The 19,227-nt window shown below is 44.7% G+C and carries 21 protein-coding genes and 1 riboswitch; of the genes, 12 read left to right on the top strand and 9 right to left on the bottom strand.

What is annotated here, in order from left to right; all coding sequences use genetic code 11:
• Positions 1-26 precede the first annotated feature (26 nt).
• Together NH399_RS22485 and NH399_RS22480 are read right to left on the bottom strand one after the other, a co-directional pair.
• The gene (locus NH399_RS22485; RefSeq protein WP_253043454.1) at positions 27-698 is read right to left on the bottom strand and encodes a response regulator transcription factor; all 672 of its coding nucleotides are present in this window, start codon (positions 696-698) and stop codon (positions 27-29) included.
• Positions 695-2,098, bottom strand: a complete 1,404-nt coding sequence (locus NH399_RS22480; protein WP_253043453.1) for a S41 family peptidase — start codon at positions 2,096-2,098, stop codon at positions 695-697. The genes NH399_RS22485 and NH399_RS22480 overlap by 4 nt, the downstream gene beginning before the upstream one ends.
• Before the next feature lie 126 nt (positions 2,099-2,224).
• On the opposite strand from NH399_RS22480, the gene NH399_RS22475 reads away from it, so the two are divergent.
• Positions 2,225-3,610 carry an AlkA N-terminal domain-containing protein gene (locus NH399_RS22475; RefSeq protein WP_253043452.1) on the top strand — a complete coding sequence of 462 codons (1,386 nt, stop codon included), beginning with the start codon at positions 2,225-2,227 and terminating at the stop codon, positions 3,608-3,610.
• Positions 3,611-3,652: 42 nt separating this feature from the next.
• Complete coding sequence (locus NH399_RS22465) at positions 3,653-4,105, top strand: methylated-DNA--[protein]-cysteine S-methyltransferase (protein WP_256489776.1); 453 nt, start codon at positions 3,653-3,655, stop codon at positions 4,103-4,105.
• Between the two features lie 79 nt (positions 4,106-4,184).
• Here NH399_RS22465 and NH399_RS22460 read toward each other — a convergent pair whose 3' ends face one another.
• From NH399_RS22460 to pepQ, 4 genes are all read right to left on the bottom strand, one after another.
• On the bottom strand, positions 4,185-4,901 hold the full coding sequence (locus NH399_RS22460) for a YIP1 family protein (protein WP_253043451.1): 717 nt from the start codon (positions 4,899-4,901) through the stop codon (positions 4,185-4,187).
• A gap of 195 nt (positions 4,902-5,096) precedes the next feature.
• Complete coding sequence (locus tag NH399_RS22455; RefSeq protein ID WP_253043450.1) at positions 5,097-5,471, bottom strand: SirB2 family protein; 375 nt, start codon at positions 5,469-5,471, stop codon at positions 5,097-5,099.
• Complete coding sequence (locus tag NH399_RS22450) at positions 5,465-6,064, bottom strand: YigZ family protein (RefSeq protein ID WP_253043449.1); 600 nt, start codon at positions 6,062-6,064, stop codon at positions 5,465-5,467. The genes NH399_RS22455 and NH399_RS22450 overlap by 7 nt, the downstream gene beginning before the upstream one ends.
• 15 nt (positions 6,065-6,079) lie before the next feature.
• Positions 6,080-7,417, bottom strand: coding sequence for a Xaa-Pro dipeptidase (gene pepQ, locus NH399_RS22445; protein ID WP_253043448.1), 1,338 nt, complete (start codon positions 7,415-7,417; stop codon positions 6,080-6,082).
• Positions 7,418-7,513: 96 nt separating this feature from the next.
• Between pepQ and NH399_RS25675 the strand changes: the two genes are divergently transcribed.
• The 3 genes from NH399_RS25675 to fadA all read left to right on the top strand — a co-directional run bounded on the left by NH399_RS25675 (position 7,514) and on the right by fadA (position 11,569).
• Positions 7,514-7,636, top strand: coding sequence for a hypothetical protein (locus NH399_RS25675; RefSeq protein WP_256489775.1), 123 nt, complete (start codon positions 7,514-7,516; stop codon positions 7,634-7,636).
• A gap of 616 nt (positions 7,637-8,252) precedes the next feature.
• Complete coding sequence (gene fadB / locus NH399_RS22440) at positions 8,253-10,397, top strand: fatty acid oxidation complex subunit alpha FadB (RefSeq protein ID WP_253043447.1); 2,145 nt, start codon at positions 8,253-8,255, stop codon at positions 10,395-10,397.
• 5 nt (positions 10,398-10,402) lie between these two features.
• Positions 10,403-11,569 (top strand): acetyl-CoA C-acyltransferase FadA, encoded by a 1,167-nt coding sequence (gene fadA, locus NH399_RS22435; protein ID WP_371876112.1) that lies wholly within the window; start codon positions 10,403-10,405, stop codon positions 11,567-11,569.
• A 51-nt stretch (positions 11,570-11,620) separates the two neighbouring features.
• On the opposite strand, the gene NH399_RS22430 is transcribed toward fadA, so the two are convergent.
• Complete coding sequence (locus NH399_RS22430; RefSeq protein WP_253043445.1) at positions 11,621-12,037, bottom strand: ACT domain-containing protein; 417 nt, start codon at positions 12,035-12,037, stop codon at positions 11,621-11,623.
• 179 nt (positions 12,038-12,216) lie between these two features.
• On the opposite strand from NH399_RS22430, the gene tusA reads away from it, so the two are divergent.
• Positions 12,217-12,450 carry a sulfurtransferase TusA gene (gene tusA, locus NH399_RS22425; protein WP_371876111.1) on the top strand — a complete coding sequence of 78 codons (234 nt, stop codon included), beginning with the start codon at positions 12,217-12,219 and terminating at the stop codon, positions 12,448-12,450.
• Positions 12,451-12,452: 2 nt separating this feature from the next.
• Here the strand turns inward: tusA and NH399_RS22420 are convergent, their stop codons facing one another.
• Positions 12,453-14,108 carry a PAS domain S-box protein gene (locus tag NH399_RS22420; protein WP_253043546.1) on the bottom strand — a complete coding sequence of 552 codons (1,656 nt, stop codon included), beginning with the start codon at positions 14,106-14,108 and terminating at the stop codon, positions 12,453-12,455.
• Between the two features lie 277 nt (positions 14,109-14,385).
• On the opposite strand from NH399_RS22420, the gene NH399_RS22415 reads away from it, so the two are divergent.
• The 5 genes from NH399_RS22415 (at position 14,386) to NH399_RS22395 (ending at position 16,623) form a co-directional block, all read left to right on the top strand.
• Entirely contained in the window at positions 14,386-14,934 is a 549-nt protein-coding gene (locus tag NH399_RS22415; RefSeq protein ID WP_253043444.1) for a DUF1285 domain-containing protein, read from the top strand.
• A 19-nt stretch (positions 14,935-14,953) separates the two neighbouring features.
• Complete coding sequence (locus NH399_RS22410; RefSeq protein WP_253043443.1) at positions 14,954-15,172, top strand: hypothetical protein; 219 nt, start codon at positions 14,954-14,956, stop codon at positions 15,170-15,172.
• A complete protein-coding gene (locus tag NH399_RS22405) occupies positions 15,169-15,543 on the top strand; it encodes a VOC family protein (protein ID WP_253043442.1) in 375 nt (124 codons plus the stop codon). Before NH399_RS22410 ends, NH399_RS22405 begins: the two co-directional genes overlap by 4 nt.
• Positions 15,533-16,039, top strand: a complete 507-nt coding sequence (locus tag NH399_RS22400; RefSeq protein ID WP_253043441.1) for a M23 family metallopeptidase — start codon at positions 15,533-15,535, stop codon at positions 16,037-16,039. The genes NH399_RS22405 and NH399_RS22400 overlap by 11 nt, the downstream gene beginning before the upstream one ends.
• An 89-nt stretch (positions 16,040-16,128) precedes the next feature.
• Positions 16,129-16,623, top strand: coding sequence for a thioredoxin family protein (locus tag NH399_RS22395; RefSeq protein ID WP_253043440.1), 495 nt, complete (start codon positions 16,129-16,131; stop codon positions 16,621-16,623).
• Positions 16,624-16,705: 82 nt separating this feature from the next.
• Here the strand turns inward: NH399_RS22395 and NH399_RS22390 are convergent, their stop codons facing one another.
• The gene (locus tag NH399_RS22390) at positions 16,706-17,314 is read right to left on the bottom strand and encodes a hypothetical protein (protein ID WP_253043439.1); all 609 of its coding nucleotides are present in this window, start codon (positions 17,312-17,314) and stop codon (positions 16,706-16,708) included.
• Positions 17,315-17,700: 386 nt separating this feature from the next.
• Between NH399_RS22390 and NH399_RS22385 the strand changes: the two genes are divergently transcribed.
• Positions 17,701-18,828, top strand: coding sequence for a hypothetical protein (locus NH399_RS22385; protein WP_253043438.1), 1,128 nt, complete (start codon positions 17,701-17,703; stop codon positions 18,826-18,828).
• Between the two features lie 168 nt (positions 18,829-18,996).
• Positions 18,997-19,178: riboswitch (cobalamin riboswitch) on the top strand.
• Positions 19,179-19,227 lie beyond the last annotated feature (49 nt).

Genomic DNA, 19,227 nt, shown 5'->3' with positions numbered 1-19,227 from the left:
CTGTTGAATGCTCAGACTCATAGTTGTCAGGACTCTACCAGACGAAAGCCGACACCATGTATCGTTTTAATCATGGCATAAGAAAAAGGTTTATCGATGGCTTTTCTTAAAGTATAGATATGGGAACGTAAAACATCACTGTCAGGGCAGTCGTCCCCCCAGATGGAAGATATCAATTCATTACGACTCAGCGCTCTTGGGTACGCCTGTGCAAGCTTAATAAGGATGTCGTAATCGGTAGCACTTAGATTAATATTGACGGAAGCTCGGGTTACTGTTCGTTTTTGACTATCTATTATCAAGTCTCCAACCTGCACCTGTGTGTCACTATGCAACTGATGGCGTCGAGACAGAGCCAGGCAACGTACAGCGACTTCTTCAAACTCAAAAGGCTTCGTTAAGTAGTCATCCGTTCCTGCATTGAATCCCATGATTTTATCACTGAGACTGTCTCTGGCTGTTAACATCAAAATAGGTATCCGACGAGAGCTTTGTTGATGAATCATTTGACACAGCTCAATGCCATCAATATCGGGAAGCGTCAAATCCAGAATCACCACATCATAATGATGTTCACGAATTAAATTTAGTCCTAGCTTCCCATTATGGGCATAATCGACAGTAAACGATTGATTGGTTAAAAAATCAATCAACTGTTCTGCTATCGACTGATTATCTTCAATAATAAGAATATTCATTGGGATTTGCTATTTTTAGCATTAATAAGTTCTAGTGCTTTTTCTATTTCAACATCGATATTATCTGACAATGTTTTTTGAGTCGACAACACCGGATAATGTGGCTTAACTCCCCCAGGCGACAAAGATCCGTTGGGCCGAACTAGAATTCGGGTAGCAACATAAGCTCTTAATTCTGAGTGAGGCAAATTAAACAGATTACCTTGTGCTGTCTGATTGGCATAACCTCCCGTCTCTTGACCAATCAAGGTAGCAAACCCATGATCTTTCATTGTTGAAGCAAAAACAATACCTGACGAATAGGTAATCGGACTTACTAAAAGATATACCTCTCCACGGTAACGATTATCTTCAATGGGCTCTACCCAATCAACCCACTCTTTTTCAATTAACTTGCCAATCTCTCCTCTGTAATTCAACCAGCCGCGATTATCAGAGTTCAACTTTTCTTTCATAGAAGAAACCATACGGAATCGATCATTCGCCAGATACTGAGTAAGATAAGTTGCTGTATCAGTATTACCTCCCGTATTATCTCGAACATCAACAATGAGTGATTGAATATTCTGCCTATTAATTTCAGCAAAAATGTCATCCATCAAATCTTCGAAAGAATCAGGATCAATATCAAAGTGCCCAATATAAAGATAGCCCGTGCCATCACCTAGCGCTTTGAAATAAAAGTCCTCTTGTATATCTTGACTGTCGGTAGGCTGCCAAGTCTGATCCTTAGTAAGTGTTAAACTAGAGATTTCTCCCTTGTATTTATAAACCAGTTCAAACTTATTCACAAAGCTATATACCGCCCATAGATAGATACCCAATCTATCGGCGATAAATTGTTTTCGAAGATATGCCGATTCGCCACCCGCATATTTTTGCATCGATTCCAACAATGACGCTACATCTATCTTATTGATAGAAAGCAATTGGCCACCCGAAGGTAATTTTAGACCGGAGTCTGTAACGTAAGATTGCTTTATAAACATTTGATCATGGTTATCAACAAAAGTCGTAAAAGGAAAAGCTTTATTGCCTTCCTTTATAAGTTGTTGGTACTCCTGATAAGGCCAAAGCAAGAGTGAATGGCCATCATTAAACTGGTGAGTCAATTGTCCAATAATCCGATAAAACTCAACTCGGGTTAGCGGTTGTGTGAGCTGATTTTTTAGTGCCTTAATTTCTTGTTCAAGACTCGTTTGGTTCGCATATTTCATGAGATCAGGATGTCTTTCTACCACCCCCCAATAAAGTGCATCGATATCCTCTTTTAACAGCTCAGGTTCTATTTTTTTCGTAACTAACTCTGGATCGTCTAGCTCTGGAAAAATCTCCAAGTGAGAGTTTGAGCAACCCACCAACAATCCTATTAATAAAACAGCGAACTGAAACTTCAACATCGATTTCTTCTACCTATAGTCAACATCAGCCCATAGCTTATGTGAAACCCTGTGAAGGTTTTGTAAAGACAGCATTAAGTTCCGTTTATGGCTAGTGATACTGGCAACAGGCGTTACAATAGAAGCATGAATACACAAACAAATAATCAATATCGGCAGGCACGGCTATCCAGAGATGCACGGTTTGATGGCATTTTTTTTATTGCGGTAAAAACCACTAAAATTTATTGCCGACCAATCTGCCCAGCATCCTCCCCCAAAGAGGAACACGTCACCTATTATGAGTCGGCGATAGAGGCAGCCAATGCGGGCTACCGACCTTGTTTGCGTTGCCGTCCCGACAGCGCTCCCAACTCCTCAGCCTGGAATGGCACCAACACCACTTTCAATCGGGCGCAACGTTTGATTCAACAAGGTATTTTACAAACTCACTCAGTTGAAGAATTATCAGATAAGCTCGGAATTACACCACGTTATTTAAGACAGTTGTTTCAAAAAAAACTGGGAGCCTCTCCCAAGCAGTACGCTTTGTATTATCAGTGCTTATTTGCCAAGCAATTACTGCATCAAACTCAACTGCCGATCACTCAAATCGCCCTTGCCAGCGGCTTTAATAGCCTGCGTCGCTTTAATGACTGTTTCAAAAAAACCCTGGGCTTAGCCCCCTCGGCTTTACGCAAGAACAAGGCGACTCAAGAAAAATCCCTAGAAATCACGCTTAGTTACCGCCCCCCATTCAATTGGTCACGCATGATGGCATTTTTACAGCGACGCTGTATTCCAGGGCTTGAATGGTGTGAAGCAGAGTTCTATGGACGCACCATACAATATGGCGACTCACGGGGTTATTTTACGGTCCGCCCACAAAAAGACCGCTCAACGGTCAAAGTCGAGTTACATATTGATCGGCCAGACAACCTGCAAGCCATTGTTAACAACATACGCAGAGTGTTTGATCTGGATGCCAATATTGAGCAAGTCGATGCCCATCTCAGCAAACTGTTGCCCGCAGGCCAGTACATAGAAGGTATTCGTCTTCCTGGGATCTGGAGTTTATTTGAAGCGGGTGTTAGAGCTATTCTAGGGCAGCAGGTTTCCGTTAAAGCAGCCCACAAATTGGTGACTCTTTTGGTGACACACCTTGGAGACCCCTTAGCGTCTGATGACCGACGCCTGTTTCCTAACCCCGAAGCGGTGGCCGCCTCATCCCTGGATTTTTTGAAAATGCCCGACAGTCGTCGCCAAACATTACGTCGTTTTGCCCAGTGGTTTAGCGACAACCCAGATGAGAGCGAAAACTGTGAGCAATGGCTGGCGCTCAAGGGTATTGGTCCCTGGACCCTGGACTATGCGCAAATGAGAGGGCAGAACAATCCCGACATTTGGCTGATGAGTGATTTGGGCGTCAAAAATGCGCTAAAACAACAGGAGCTCGCTATCACCGAAGAGCAAGCATCCCCCTGGGGTAGTTATCTAACCATGCAGCTATGGAATCAGTTAACCACTGACTAAACACTACTTAATCAATATTTACACACAGGATTATCCACAACAATGTTTATTGATTACTTTGAATCACCGATAGGTACCATCGAGCTCACAGCGACAGAAAAGGGTTTGAGTAGTCTGTACTTTCACGCCAAAAAACACACGCCTAAATCGACACCATTATTTGCCAAAGTGAAGCAACAACTCAGCGAGTATTTTGCTCAAGAACGCACGACTTTTGACATAGCACTGGATCTCAAGGGAACCGATTTCCAACAACAGGTTTGGGCTCAACTGCTTACGATCCCCAGTGGCGAGACCAGTACCTATGCCCAGATAGCCAAAACCTTAGATCGACCCAAAGCGGTACGGGCGGTTGGCGCAGCTAACGGCAAAAACCCAATATCGATCATAGTGCCCTGCCATCGAGTGATCGGCAGCAATGGAAAACTAACGGGTTACGCCGGTGGGCTGGAGCGCAAGCAATGGCTACTGGAGCACGAAGGAGCCGTTGCCTAATCGATACCTAAAAACGTATACCCAAAGCATTTCAAGGTGCAGCCAACACCGCTGCGTCTTGAAAGGCGAAGGGTATAGCTTATAACGAAGAGCCCATCAGAAAAGCAGCCCCAAAGCCAATAACTAACGCCGCCACCATGCCAAAAATCATCAACATCACCATTAACAACAGCAAGGCTATCAACCACACAGCAAAGCCTCGCCAAGCGCTGGTGAAACCGCTGACTTCGGCAATGGCGTGACTGCAAACAACCGTCGACCAGACAAAAAATACGGCGGTGTACGCCAATAGACCAATGACCGCTAAGGGAGGGTTATTAAACAAATGCAGGGCAAAATCATCGGGTACAGGGCTATCAATACCCCAAATAACGGCAAAAGCGATAACAGCAAACAATACAGGAAACACGACCACAAAACTCCAGACCAATGCTATACGCATGTCTCGAGCCGATGTTTTGGCACCAAACCAGCCGCCAACCCACTTTAGACATAATCCATAGGCGAACACATAAATTAGATTACCGACAGTACCGTATCCCAACCAACCGCCAACTCGGGCGGTCAGCCCAAACTCAAACAAGGCTTCATCCCACAACATACCAGCAGAGGTGATCAGTCCATATAAAATAATGATGGGGTAAAACAGATAGTTTGGCTTCTCTCGAGAGATATAAAGCACCGTGCGACGGGGAGCAGTAAAGATAGCAAGCAAGGGATATTTAACGGGCGTAATCACCTCGTCATTGGTGAGATCGATAATATCGGCCTGCGGTGTTTCATACAGATTAGACACTATGTTCTTTCCTTCATCAGTACTGGTTGAGATGCTGTGGTGTTCTCCTTAACATTTAGCACCCGCTATACCCAGAGTCTTCCAAGATGCTGCTGGCAGCGACACATTGAAAAGCGATGGGCATATTTATACCCAAAGTATTTCAAGGCGCAGCCAACACCGCTGCACCTTGAAAGGTGACAGGTATAGTTTAACTTAAAATGAGGGCTTCATGCCTGCCACGGCAAATAATCCAAAGACAAGTGCTACAGCAACCACAAAAGCGACGGCGCGTACTTTTTTAGTTCGGCCACGTTTCAGCGCGATGGTTCCCACAACAATGTAACCAACCAGCAAAATGATTTTTAATGTAACCCAGTTAAACCAAGTAGGATACCAGCCACTCATGACCACCAGAGTGATTGCGCTGATCAACAATACGGTATCTATGACATGAGGCAGGATCTTAACAGGCTTCTTGCTTAACATTTTGGAGCCTGTCAGCATCCAATAACCGCGAATTAAAAAAAACAACAAGGTTAAAACAGCACAGCTCATGTGAATGTGTTTAACCAAAACGTAACTTACCATTTTACTTTCTCCCCAAATCGTACGGCTAAACCTTCTTTGAAGGCTTTTTCATGTTCAGTAGGTATTCGAATCGACAAAGTCAGGCCAGCCCCATATTGAGTGTCGATCACGCTCCCCTGATATTGTTTTAATTGATGATGAATGTCTTTTTCACATTCATAATGGGTCTCTATAACCAATTGGCTGGTTTCTATTTTGGCGGTGGTTTCCAGCTCTTCGAGTGCTAGCTTAACACCTCCGCCATAGGCTCGAGCCAGACCACCCGTGCCTAATTTTGTGCCGCCAAAGTACCGTGTACACACCGCTGTGATATCACCAATATCACTGTGTTGAAGAACATGCAGCATAGGTTTGCCTGCTGTTCCAGAGGGCTCGCCATCATCACTGCATCCTAGTAAGGTCGTCGACGCAGGATTGCCAACAATATAAGCCCAGCAATGATGATTGGCATCAGGCTCCTGTTGGTTCAGCTGTTTGATAAACGCTTTGGCTTCTTCAACAGTGCTGGTGGGTAAAATACGTGTAATGAAGCGACTGTTTTTAATCACTTCTTCTACTTCCAGCGGTGCTTTGGGTACTTGATATCCAGACATAAATATTCGCAATGATTAATCGAGTTCAGCAAAAGCTTCGCGCGACAGATTGCGATGCCCTTGCTCGGTTACTACAACATCATCTTCGATGCGAATGCCACCAAAGTGTTTAAAGGCTTCGATCTTATCCCAGTTAATCGCCTTGACATGCTCACTCTGCTGCAGAGGCGCCACTAGCGAATCAATAAAATACAGCCCTGGCTCAATGGTCACTACCTGCCCTTCTTCTAATACGCGGGTATTTCTTAAGAACGGGAACATTTCGGGTGGAGGCGTAACGCCACCTTCTTTTGCGGTTTGATGACCACCTACGTCATGCACCTGAAGTCCAATCTGATGACCTAACCCATGAGGGAAGAAAACACCCGACACTCCCGAATCAACCATGGCTTCGGGCTCCATATCCACAAAACCGAACTGTTTCAAAATGGCTGCGGTTCTGAGGTGAGTATCACGATGCAAATCAATATAGGATTTGCCAGGAACAATTTGCTCAACCAGAGCCAACTGCATCTCATCCATCGCCGTGATCATCTCGGCAAATTCATTATCTTGCTGGTAAGCATAGGTGCGAGTGATGTCGGAGGCATAACCATGAACTTGGGCACCGGCATCAATCAAAAATGAATGTCTATCGGCTTCTGCAAACACCTGGGCACTGCTGTCGGTGTAGTGAAGAATGGCAGCATTATGGTTAAGTGCGACTATGTTGCCATAAGGCATGTCGTTTTCCATGGCACCCGTCGCCTTAATGTAGGCCAGATTAATGCCTTGTTCGCTTTCACCCGCATAAAAAGCATCACGTGCTGCATTGTGGGCTTTGGCCGCAATTCGATTCGCTTCGGCCATGCATTCGATTTCATAAGCTGACTTATAAGCACGCTGCCAGTACAGAGGAAACACCAAGGACTCAGGGTTATGAGCAGAAAAGTCCATCGCCTTTAACAATTCACTGGATTGCCCCAGCAATACACCGCGTCCTTCTTTCTTTAACAGCGGTAATGCTTTTTGCGGCTGGTCAATAAGATGAATGTCGACATGGCGCGTCCAGGGCCCAGCGGGATCTTCTGGTACCGAATGCCAGAAATCTACTGGCTGATAATAAATAAGCTCGGGCTTGCCCTGCTGGGTCATCACGATATAGCTATGAGGTAACGCAGTTAATGGCAATACCGCCTTAAAATGGGGATTAGGCTTGAATGGATATCCCATATCATCGAGATACTGGCCAATCGGCTCACCCGAAGGGATCACTAGGTAATCATAATTTTGCTCTGTCAGTAGTGTCTGATAGCGTTGTAACAACGCTGGGAAATGCTGATCAAACAAAGCATCGTAATTGCTCAGATTCATGGTGATCCTCTCAATCGGTAAACGGCTAAAATTTAAGCTTCGCAGGGCATGTCGCCTAATGCCTGCGCTTGAACTGTCAGGAAGTGCGGGTTTGTTATGCGCTCTTATATACCCGTCGCCTTTCAAGGTGCAGCGGTGTTGGCTGCGCGCACTCACCCCAATCACTTAGTAAAGCTAAGCTCAGGGGACTCGCTTGCTGGCCGCCTACCTGCACCTTGAAATACTTTGGGTAATAGATAGCAGTCAGTTGCCGCATTATTCCAGAAACTGGCCATGGGGAAAACATTTGCTGACAGACCGTCACAATAAGCACACGAGATTGTCTATATTATGTGGGCATCGCATCTCGAATCGCTCGAGTATTAGGCAACCCCCGATACTTGTCAGACCAGTAGACTGTGTTACTATGGGCTGATTACCGCACTGCAAAAGAAACAAATTTAGCGTGACTCAACGCCAAAAGCGGTAAAGTGGACAGCCATATTTCGTAATGAGAACAGACGGTGTCAGACGCAAAATACTGCGCTATGATGTTGCACTGGCTCATGTTATATAGCCAAAGTATTTTGAATGGCATCTAGGCGGCAAGCCAATAAGTCCCCTGAACTTAGATCACTAAGTGACTGGGGTGAGCGCGTGCAGCCAACAATGGTGCCGTTCGAAAGACAAAGGGTATAGGCGCTCGTACACAACGCCTGGGAGATTCCAAGGCAGAGTAGTTACAACCTTAATAACTTAATGATAAATAACCAAAATCCTTGTTATTGCATCCTCCTAAGGACAGCGGACAAGGGTCGCGGATAAGAATTTCACAGTTCAGGACGGAGAGAAATCAATGATTTTCGAAGGCCAATCCCTGACCTGCCAGTTGCTTGAAGACGGCATCGCCGAAGTTTGCTTCAACAACCAAGCAGAGTCAGTCAACAAATTCGACCAAAATACCCTCGCAGAGTTGAGCAGCATCAACGAAGCCCTACAAGGGAACTCCGATGTAAAGGGAGCCATTGTAACCAGTGGTAAGCCAGTTTTCATCGTAGGTGCTGATATCACCGAATTTTTAGGGTTGTTCGCCCACACTCGTGAAGAGTTGCTGGATTGGACAGCAAAAGCTAATGCTGTTTTTAACGCATTCGAAGACCTTCCCTTCCCAACCGTCGCGGCCATTAATGGCATCGCTCTTGGTGGCGGCATGGAAATGGTGCTTTCCTGTGACCTACGTGTAGCTTCTAACGACGCTGCGGTTGGTCTTCCTGAAACCAAACTGGGTTTGATCCCAGGCTTTGGTGGAACCACTCGCCTGCCTCGAGTCATCGGAGCGGATAATGCGATTGAATGGATCGCAACAGCTAAGCAATTTAAACCACAAGATGCCCTCAAAGTTGGCGCTATCGACGCATTGGTAGAAGCCGATGTATTGCGTGATGCCGCAATTCAAATGGCAAAAGATGCCGCAGCCGGTCAGATTAACTGGCAAGCACGTCGCGAGCAGAAAAAAGCCCCACTTAAGTTGAACAAGCTTGAGTCAGCAATGGCCTTCACCACTGCCAAAGGCATGGTTGGTGCAAAAGCAGGCCCTCACTACCCAGCACCAATGGAAGCCATTCGAGTCGTTGAAGAGTCTGCCCGCTTAAGCCGTGATGAAGCCTTGAAAATTGAGCACGAAGGCTTTGTTAACGTTGCGCAGACCCCTGTTGCCAGCTCTTTGATTCAAATCTTCCTGAACGATCAGCTATTAAAGAAGAAAGCCAAGATTGCGGCGAAGTCTTCTTCTAAAGCGATTAAGTCATCAGCCGTTCTGGGCGCAGGCATCATGGGTGGCGGTATCGCTTACCAGTCTGCCAGCAAAGGCATACCAGCGGTGATGAAAGACATCAACGATCCAGCACTTGAGCTAGGTATGTCAGAAGCCACCAAATTGCTTAACAAAGGTGTTGAGCGTGGCAAGTTGACCACCGCCAAAATGGCTAAAGTTATTTCTAGCATCAAACCTACTTTGTCTTACCATGATGTAGAAGGCGTTGATGTTGTAGTAGAAGCGGTTGTTGAAAATCCAAAAGTTAAAGACTCTGTCTTACAAGAAGTCGAAGGCATCATTGCCGAAGACGCAATCTTGACGTCTAACACTTCAACGATTTCAATCGACCTACTGGCGAAAAACCTGAAGCGCCCAGAAAAATTCTGCGGTATGCACTTCTTTAACCCAGTACACAAAATGCCATTGGTAGAAGTTATCCGTGGCGAGAAAACCTCTGACGATACGGTCGCAGCGGTTGTGGCTTACGCCAGCGCGATTGGCAAGTCGCCTATCGTTGTTCGCGACTGCCCAGGATTCTTCGTAAACCGTGTGTTATTCCCTTACTTCCGAGCGTTCAGCCAGTTGTTGCAAGATGGTGCCGACTTCCGCCAGGTTGATAAAGTGATGGAACGTTTCGGTTGGCCAATGGGCCCATCTTACCTGCTTGACGTTGTTGGTATCGATACCGCAGCTCACTGCGTAGGTGTGATGGCAGAAGGCTTCCCAGAGCGCATGAGCCCACTGGCTAACGACCCGGTTGAGCTGCTTTATAAAGCTGATCGCTACGGTCAAAAATCAGGTAGCGGCTTCTTTGCTTACACCAAAGATAAAAAAGGTCGTCCGAAGAAAGACGTCGATCCGGCTATCTTTGACATCATTGGTCAGCCATCTAAAGAAATGGACCCACAGGACATTTCTGATCGCATGATGTTACCGATGCTATTCGAAGTCATTCGTTGTATGGAAGAAGGCATTGTTGAAACCGCAGCCGAAGCCGATATGGGTCTGGTTTACGGTCTTGGCTTCCCTCCATTCCGCGGTGGCGCATTGAAATACGCTGATGAGTTAGGCGCAGCCAAGCTAGTAGAGTTGGCCGAAAAATATGCTCACTTGGGCGCGGCTTATACCGCACCAGAAAGCCTCAAAGCCAACGCGGCTGAAGGCAAAACCTTTTATTCCGCGTGAGGAGAATGACTATGAAAGATGTCGTAATTGTTGATGCGATTCGTACTCCAATGGGTCGCTCCAGAGGCGGAATGTTCCGTAATGTTCGTGCCGAAGAATTATCTGCCCATTTGATTGAAGGCTTATTAGAGCGCAACGGTCAGCTTGATCCTGCTGACGTTGAAGATGTTGTTTGGGGTTGCGTACAGCAAACTCTGGAGCAAGGCTTTAATATCGCTAAAAATGCTTCCTTGATGACCAGTTTGCCACGCACTGTTGCAGGCCAGACGGTAAACCGTTTATGTGGTTCATCAATGCAAGCTTTACACACTGCTGCTCAAGCGATCATGACGGGTAATGGCGATGTGTTCATTGCTGGTGGTGTCGAGCACATGGGTCATGTTCCTATGAACCACGGTATTGATTTTGCCCCTCAGTTGGCAAAATACGCTGCTAAAGGTTCTGGCTTCATGGGCTTTACCGCAGAAATGCTGGGCAAAATGCACGGTATCTCGCGTCAGCAGCAAGATGAATTTGCTTACGCTTCACACCAGAAAGCCCATCAGGCAACCCTTGATGGTCGTTTCAAGCGTGAGATTCTTCCTATCGAAGCTCACGATGCGAACGGCGCATTAAAGATGTTTGATTTCGACGAAGTGATTCGTGCGGAGTCTACTGTAGAAGATCTGGGTAAACTGCGTCCAGCATTCGACCCAACAGGCACAGTAACGGCTGGTAACGCGTCTGCTATCTCAGACGGTGCTTCGGCTCTGTTGGTTATGAGTGCCGAGAAAGCAGCAGCCATTGGCGCCAAGCCGATTGCTAAAATCCGTGCCATGGCATCAGCAGGTTGTGATGCAGCCATCATGGGTTATGGTCCTGTTCCTGCGGTTAATAAAGCATTGAAACGTGCTGGTCTAACCGTACAAGACATTGACTTGTTTGAGTTGAACGAAGCTTTTGCTGCTCAGTCTCTACCAGTATTAAAAGACCTGGGTCTACTGGAAGTCATGAACGACAAAGTTAACCTTAATGGTGGCGCAATCGCTCTTGGACACCCACTAGGATGTTCCGGTGCGCGAATCACCACAACGTTACTTCGTTTGATGGAAGACAAAGATGCTACATTAGGCGTTGCCACTATGTGTATCGGTCTTGGTCAGGGTATTGCGACGGTTTTCGAACGCGTTTAATCCTTGATACTCTCCCCTCGTTTAGAGGGGAGTTTCCCTTCTGTAACCGCCTTAAGAATCTTTCTGGTAACTCTCGCTCAACTGGGTCAGGCAATTGTACGCCTTGGTTGAATCTTTTACGTGAACAAACAGGTGATCATGGTAGTAAGCTGATATGACATTGCAGCTAATATTCACCTTGCTCAGCTCTTCGGCAATCGTCGCCAGAAATCCAACAGCATCCAAACTGGAATGAACCGACAGAGTGATCTTGTTAAATACCGAGGCATACTCTAATTGTTTTTCATCAGCGGCAGCACGCGGCACAATAAGTGTGAGGCCTTCTTCTTCGACAAAACTGGCGATGGGTTCAAGTGTGGAGCAATCACCGTAGCGCCCTACAGGCATAGAAACAAAAACATATTCCTCCATAAACAAATGAGGGGTCATTTCTTTGATCAACTCAGCCAACTCTATCTTTCCTGGCATACACAGCTCCGCCTTCAATCCAACCTTTATAAACTAGTTTACTCTAGCTCCGTCTTACTGACTATTGTTCATCGCAAGCTTTGATTTTCATTGTCTACAGTTGGATGCAGACAACGTCATTGCCCAATAACAATGCTTTGATTAAAATAGTCTTATTATTCTGTTTGATATTATTTCCAGTGCAATCATTTGACCACCAGCTAGACACCCTTGGCCTGCGTTGCCCAGAGCCTGTCATGATGATCCGAAAAAAGATGCGTGAGATTGAAGAAGGCTCATTGCTTTGGGTTATCGCCGACGATCCTTCTACAACACGGGACATTCCTAAATTTTGCCAATTTATGGATCATCAACTGGTAGAACAGTCTGAGCAAGACTCTCAATACCATTACCTGATCAAGAAAAAAGGTTAAATTTAAGAATCCGCCATATCCGAGAAGAAAACGCAGTGCCGATCTTCATGTTGTTTTGCCCGATACATGGCTTTGTCGGCCGCCTGTAACAATGCGTACTCATCCTCGACATCATTGGGATACATGCTCACTCCAAGGCTGGCCCCAATACTCACATTCAGTTCATTAATTAAGATGGTCTGCTTTAACACTTGGTGCACACGATCAACCAACTGCTGAACATCATCCTGATCCATCACACTGGGCATCAGAATAGTAAACTCATCGCCACCCAAACGAGCCACGGTATCTTCATCACGAACACTGTCCTGAATACGCTCGGCAACCACTTTCAAAACCTCATCACCAATATGATGGCCATACCGATCATTAACGGGTTTAAAGTCATCTAGATCAATAAAGATGAGTGCCACGGCATGACGATTACGACGTGACACACGTAGCGACTGATTAAGATTGGCAAAGAAGAGTGTTCGATTAGGTAATCGTGTTAGAGGGTCATGATGAGCAAGGAAATTCAGTTGTTGCTGTTGCTTTTTGATGCCCGATATATCGGTGAGAATAGACACATGATAGCGTAAGTTGCCTGTATCATCTTTAACGGTTGAGATGTTTTCCCAAGCGCAAAATAACTCGCCGTTTTTCTTACGATTGTATATCTCGCCTTCCCAGCAACCACTCTCTCTCATTCGTTGCAGTATCAGCTGACAAGTATGATCGTTTTCGCCACCAGCACGAAACATCATAGGCGATTGCCCAACGGTCTCACTAACTGAGTATCCTGTTAGTTGATAGAAAGCTGGGTTTGCTTTAACGATCTTACCATTGGCATCTGTAATGTAGATGGCATCTCCAGCATTCAGGTAAACCGCCTCTGACAAACGCAATTCGTCTTCCATCTGGTGCCGCTTAGAGCTGTCAATAACGCCGATCACAAACCCGGTGTGCATACCCGAAGCAGATGATAATTGCTCGCTGACCACGGTCGCAATCATGCGACCACCATCTTTTCGGATCAACTCTATGTCATATTGATTCGCATAACCCTGCTTATTGAGCTTTAACTGTTGAATCAATGCGGGTTGCTCTTCCTCAGCAACAAAATCAAGCAGCGACAGATGAGATAGTTCCTGAATATCGGAGCCTAACATGGAACACAATGCTGGATTGGCGTAGCACGTCTTGAAGTTTTCATCTAAACGCCAAACTCCTTCTCGCGTAGACTCTAATATCTGACGATACCAGGCTTCGCGATCAGCAAGATTTTTCAATGCCGCTTTATGCGCTGTCATATTTTGCGCCAACACCACAATATAGTCAGGCTGTTCATTGCCACCACTGACAAACATATAGCTAGCTGACAGCCATATTACAGAGCCGTCTTTATGTATCCAACGATGTTCCAGTTGACGCTCAGATTGATTGTGTTGAGTGATATTTTCTAAATAATGGCGGACTGCAGAGCGATCATCAAAATGAACGCTTCTTGCTAAATCGGTATTGAGCAACTCTTTTTCGGTAAATCCCAATAACTGCAAAAGAGCAGGGTTAGCTTGGATCCATTTTCCTTTTGGGGTGCAGAAACCCACAGCAACAGTCGATTGCTTAAACAAAGCCTGAGCGAGCGCTGTCTCTGCGACACCACTTTTATTAAACACGTTGTCCAATGATTTAATCCATTGACTACAAAATCAAAACTACTATAGATGATTTTAGTCAATAAAAAGTCATTTAAATCCAAGCCCTTAGTTTATTTGGTACTAAAAAAGTCCATTTTTAAATAAGAATATGTAATATTTCACTTTATTTGATAATGTAATGATTAAAAAGAAGAAAATCTTCCTGATTGAGTACTCAATTAGGCTTAAACTAGAGACAAACTTGCAGTAAATTATCAGCCTCGGCATATATCGCCCCTTGAGAGAGGATGAAACTATGGACCCCAATCAGCTCCTGGCACAAATTCAGCAACCAGGTTTGCCCCCTGTACACTTATGGAACCCTCCCTTTTGCGGAGATATGGACATTACCATCAAAAGAGACGGAACCTGGATTTATATGGGCACGCCGATTGGTCGCAAATCTCTGGTGCGACTATTTTCGACCATCATTCGCAAAGACGATGATCAATATTTTTTGGTCACCCCCGTCGAAAAAGTTGGAATTAAAGTAGAAGACGCTCCTTTTACCGCCGTGCTCATGGACACCGCAGGAACCGGCGACCAACAAGTCCTTAAATTTACCGACAACGTGGGCAATGAGTTTGTCGCGGGTGAAGAACACCCCATACGAGTGGATGTCGATGCAGAAACAGGTGAACCCTCACCTTATATACGTGTCAGAGATAATCTTGAAGCATTGATCTGTCGCAACGTTTTTTATCAAATGGTCGAGCTGGCCGAAGAAATGGACTGTCTCGAGAGCCATGGTCTGGGTATACGCAGCCAGGGTCAGTGGTTCTATATGGGCAGTATTGACGACTAAGCCCCCCTTGGAGACGACATTGATTCGCTTTCACTTTGCTAAACCTCCCAAGGTATCCATTGCCTGTTATGTGCTGGGATTCATAATGATTGCTATCGCAATGGTCAATCAGTTCGCCTCTCTAGGTTTGATGAATCCCGTGCTAACTCAGCAAGTATTCTTGTTGGGTGCCATTATCGTCGCATGTGGCTCAGTGCTAAACTGGCTAGTGCCATTGCTAAAAAGGAACGAAGAATGAATCAATTTGTCTGGATTGATATCGGTGTCAAAGACCTCGATCGAGCCGTTAACTTCTATCGTCATGTACTCAATAACGACCTTTCTATCGAAGAATATGAAGGCTTTAAGTTTGCCGTTTTCGCCCATGAAGGCGCTGATGTAGCAGGTTGTCTGGTCCCAAAAGCTGACTTTGTACCACTACCCGATAGCACTTTGATTTATTTAAATGTTGATGGTCGAATGGCAGAAGCCTGTGAGCTCGTAGAACAAAAAGGCGGAAAGCTACTGCAACCTCCACATGCCATTGGCCCTCATGGCGAGCGCGCCTTAATTTTGGACAGCGAAGGAAACCATCTGGCACTGCATTCCACACTCAGTAATGAAAATTAAAAAACGCTTTTGGATCCCTCTGGCGATTCTAGTTGCAGGTTTCTTAATCCCCGATCCGGGCATCATACCCGTAGCAGGCGCCAGTCGGTCAGATTGGCACGCAGATACCTTTTGGTTTGAACCCTGGGGCTCTTCGGTCACTCACAAAGGCATTGATATTTTTGGCAACAAAGGTACCTCTGTCATTGCGGCAGGCTACGGCATACGACTTTTTGAAGGCACCTTACCCAAGGGCGGGAAGGTACTGATTTATCTTGGTCCCCGATGGCGTATTCACTACTATGCTCACGTTGATAGCTTTGCCACAAGTCCTCATTGGCTAGTAAGTCCGGGAGACAAAATTGCCACACTGGGTGATAGCGGTAATGCCAAGGGTAAACCTCCGCATTTGCATTATTCTCTAGTCACATTAATTCCCTATCCTTGGCGCATCGATCAATCGACTCAAGGCTGGAAAAAAAGTTTTTACCTCAATCCAGTGGATCACTTTGACTAAATCTATATAAAATGTCTGCCCGGCCAAACTGACACACCCTAAGGCCGGACTCAACAATAACAATGACAGAACAACGATAGGATCTCTTGATGAGCCGCTACGCGACTTTTGGCACACTAATACTACTAAGCTTACTTTTTACTTCTCTTGGCTATGCAGGCTCTGACGCCAAAGACCACCCCGAAGGCCCCATTACCCAGCAAAAATTACTGACGCAACACCCTGTTTTTACCACCAATTACACAGCGGCCAAGCCATCCGAAGAATCTTTAAAGCTGATCAGCAGTATCAATAAGCCAGTCGTCTTTAAAATATTTTTTGGCACCTGGTGCCATGACAGTGAACGAGAAGTTCCCCGTTTATTGAAACTGCTAAACCAGACAGCCAATAGACACATTACACTTGAGTTAATCGGCCTGAATCATGACAAAGAAGACAATGCGGGGCTCGCACAGCATTACCAGATTAGTCGAACTCCTACACTTGTCATTAAACATAACGACCAAGAAATTGGCCGCGTAGTAGAAACGCCGACCCAAAACTGGGCGCAAGATATTATCGATATAGTTAACGGCATAAAATAATAACATTACGCTTTTCTTTATTGTAATAAAGAGCATGCCCTAATGAGGGCGTGCTGTGCACTGTTTTCTACTTGGAACTTACCTATCGTTTTTTCTCGAATGCCTCTATCTCTGAAAGCAACTTCTTTAAGTAATACTTCGCTGTTTTTTGTTCGTCCTTAAATTCTTCTAAAGAAAAAATAGCATCTTCATATTGATCAGAATTAATATGCATACGCAGACGCACATCGGAAGTCTCTAAAACTTCTTTAAATTCATCCATAGGCATTTCAATAGAGAGACTGCCTCTAGGAAAAATCTTTTGAGTTAAATGGTCATTAATATTAGGACCATTCATTCCCATAGGAGACGCCCGATACCATCGAATATCACCATCAATGTTAAGAGACATAGCATTCACTCTGACGGGAGTCCTCTTATCATTATTCATGTATAAGTCGTTTACAATAACCAGTGAAATAAGATCAGAAGTTTTAATATTCCAGTAAGCGCCAAGTTTTACGTAGTTTATACGCTCTCCATCGGTTAGATGAGACTGGTTCAATGTGAAATAAGTTGATCGATTAAAAACGTCTGAGTTTTGTTTGATAACGTTGAAGCTACTTGAATCTTTTTGAGTCGACTTCACTGAAGCACAACCGGATAACATCAAAACAAAAGTTATAGTCATTGCGGTTAAAAATTTTTTCATGATTTTTCTTCCTTGTTAAACACTGCGCGGGATTATCCTTTTTGTTGATTCAATTTTCAATAACTATGGAAAAACTAATTACTTCCTCAACTAAAAGTAATTTAAATTTATAATTATCTAGCTGGTTAACCATTAGACTCCTAGGAGTTACCCACGTGCCACTAACGGCCTCAATTTGAGATGTGCAATATCAAGACATTGACTATACCTTAACCCACTTAATAAAATGACACTGCTAGCTAGCACAGGTAAGTAGTCAAGCCATGGGATAAAACTTTTAGTTGGTGATAAGACTTTTTTTGTAGGATGAAAATAGACGTCTTAGATTTAGCTCAATCAAAAGTTTGGCTATCGCGTAGTAACCAATAAATGGAAATGAAGTAACAATGAAAAAATTAATAATGGCCGCCGCGCTTTTATTCTCCACTTTCACATTCGCCTTAGAAAAACCACTCAATAAAGTTTGTGAAGGTTGTACCGACTCTCACATTAAAAAGTTATTTAAAAACTATCTTAAAAAGCAGTATGACGGATTAAGTTGTAATTATGGCAGTAGTACTTGTAGTGATGATGGTGGTGCTGTTTTTTCTGAGCAGTGGTTAGTTTACACTGGAGAAGGTTCAAACAAAGGTGATAAATACATTGGCAGTATTAATAGCTATGGAACGCCTACGATTATTAAAGCTTGGGCTTTGATGCCTGCTGACCGTGACATCTTAAGTCGCATTGACCGTATGATTGAGATTGGTAACGAATTTTTAGAAGCTTTGAAAAATAACCCGCATAATCAGCCTCAAGAAGAAAAACAAACCACAAACGCAGAAGCCTGCGACCCCAGTAAACTACATCCATTTGATTACTTTAATGGAAGAGTCGAGCAGAAAGTTAATGATTATATTTGGAAGCAAGCTCGCTTCTGGGAAGATGAATTAGAACCTATTGGTTACACTTTAGGTGTTCAGTTATTTGGAGGGGGTGTGAGTGCCAATATGAATTTTGGAGTAACTGGTGGGACAGATTATTATCCTATCGGCGGAGGAAGGATCTACTTCACAATGGTTCGTAACGGTGGAGTTTATGTACCTGTTTTGAACATTGGTTATAGCCGAACTCCTACAGGCAGTACCTTGATTTCTTTCTTTAAACCAGATGGCAAAGGTGGCTTTAAAATAAATACATCAGCACATAAGACATTTGCAAATGAGTGTGAAGAAGATAAATTTGAAGAAGCTGTAAAAAAATTAGGATGGGAAGTAGAGGACACAAATAAACAGGACTGGCATCGCGAAATAGGTAGTAATGGTCAATGTGGCTATGTTGGTCATGACCTTGGTGGTTACACCTACCGCTACCAAACTTATGTCTATGTTTGTACTCAAAAAGGCAATGAAGGTAAGTGTGGCAGAGTCTATACCACCCATGAGCATACAGTGAAATTCCCTGTAGCGTCTCAACATGAAAATGAACGTTGCGGTAATGTGTTCCCTCAACAATTCGGAATTAATATTCCATAACATCTTGCTTTAACTTTGTTACCCCAAGCTTTAGAGCCCTGCTATCAACTCGATAACAGTTTTTTTTCGCAACCGATACTTTATTCTAGCTCCTGATCCCGTCCATCATTTAGCACGGCTTTTGGTCTCAACGACCACCCTACCGACATCACGAACTTATGGTGTATAATACGGCCCGATGAATCAGGCGCCTCGCGCTTAATAGGGAATGTGGTGAGAATCCACAACTGTGCCCGCAACTGTAAGCAAAGCGAAAGAAAAGCACCACTGGTGAGCCAATAGCCGCTGGGAAGGTTTTCTGGAGGATATCTTTGCAAGTCAGGAGACCTACCTGTGCATTGACCCAATGCATCATCACGTACCACCCTGTTAATATAATCGAGCGGGTTACTCGGTTTA

It is taken from the genome of Pleionea sp. CnH1-48, assembly GCF_024124665.1.
Classification (GTDB): Bacteria; Pseudomonadota; Gammaproteobacteria; order Enterobacterales; family Kangiellaceae; genus JAMXSB01.
The sequence above is the reverse complement of the archived record's forward strand: the minus strand, read 5'-3'. Positions and strand labels throughout refer to the sequence as shown.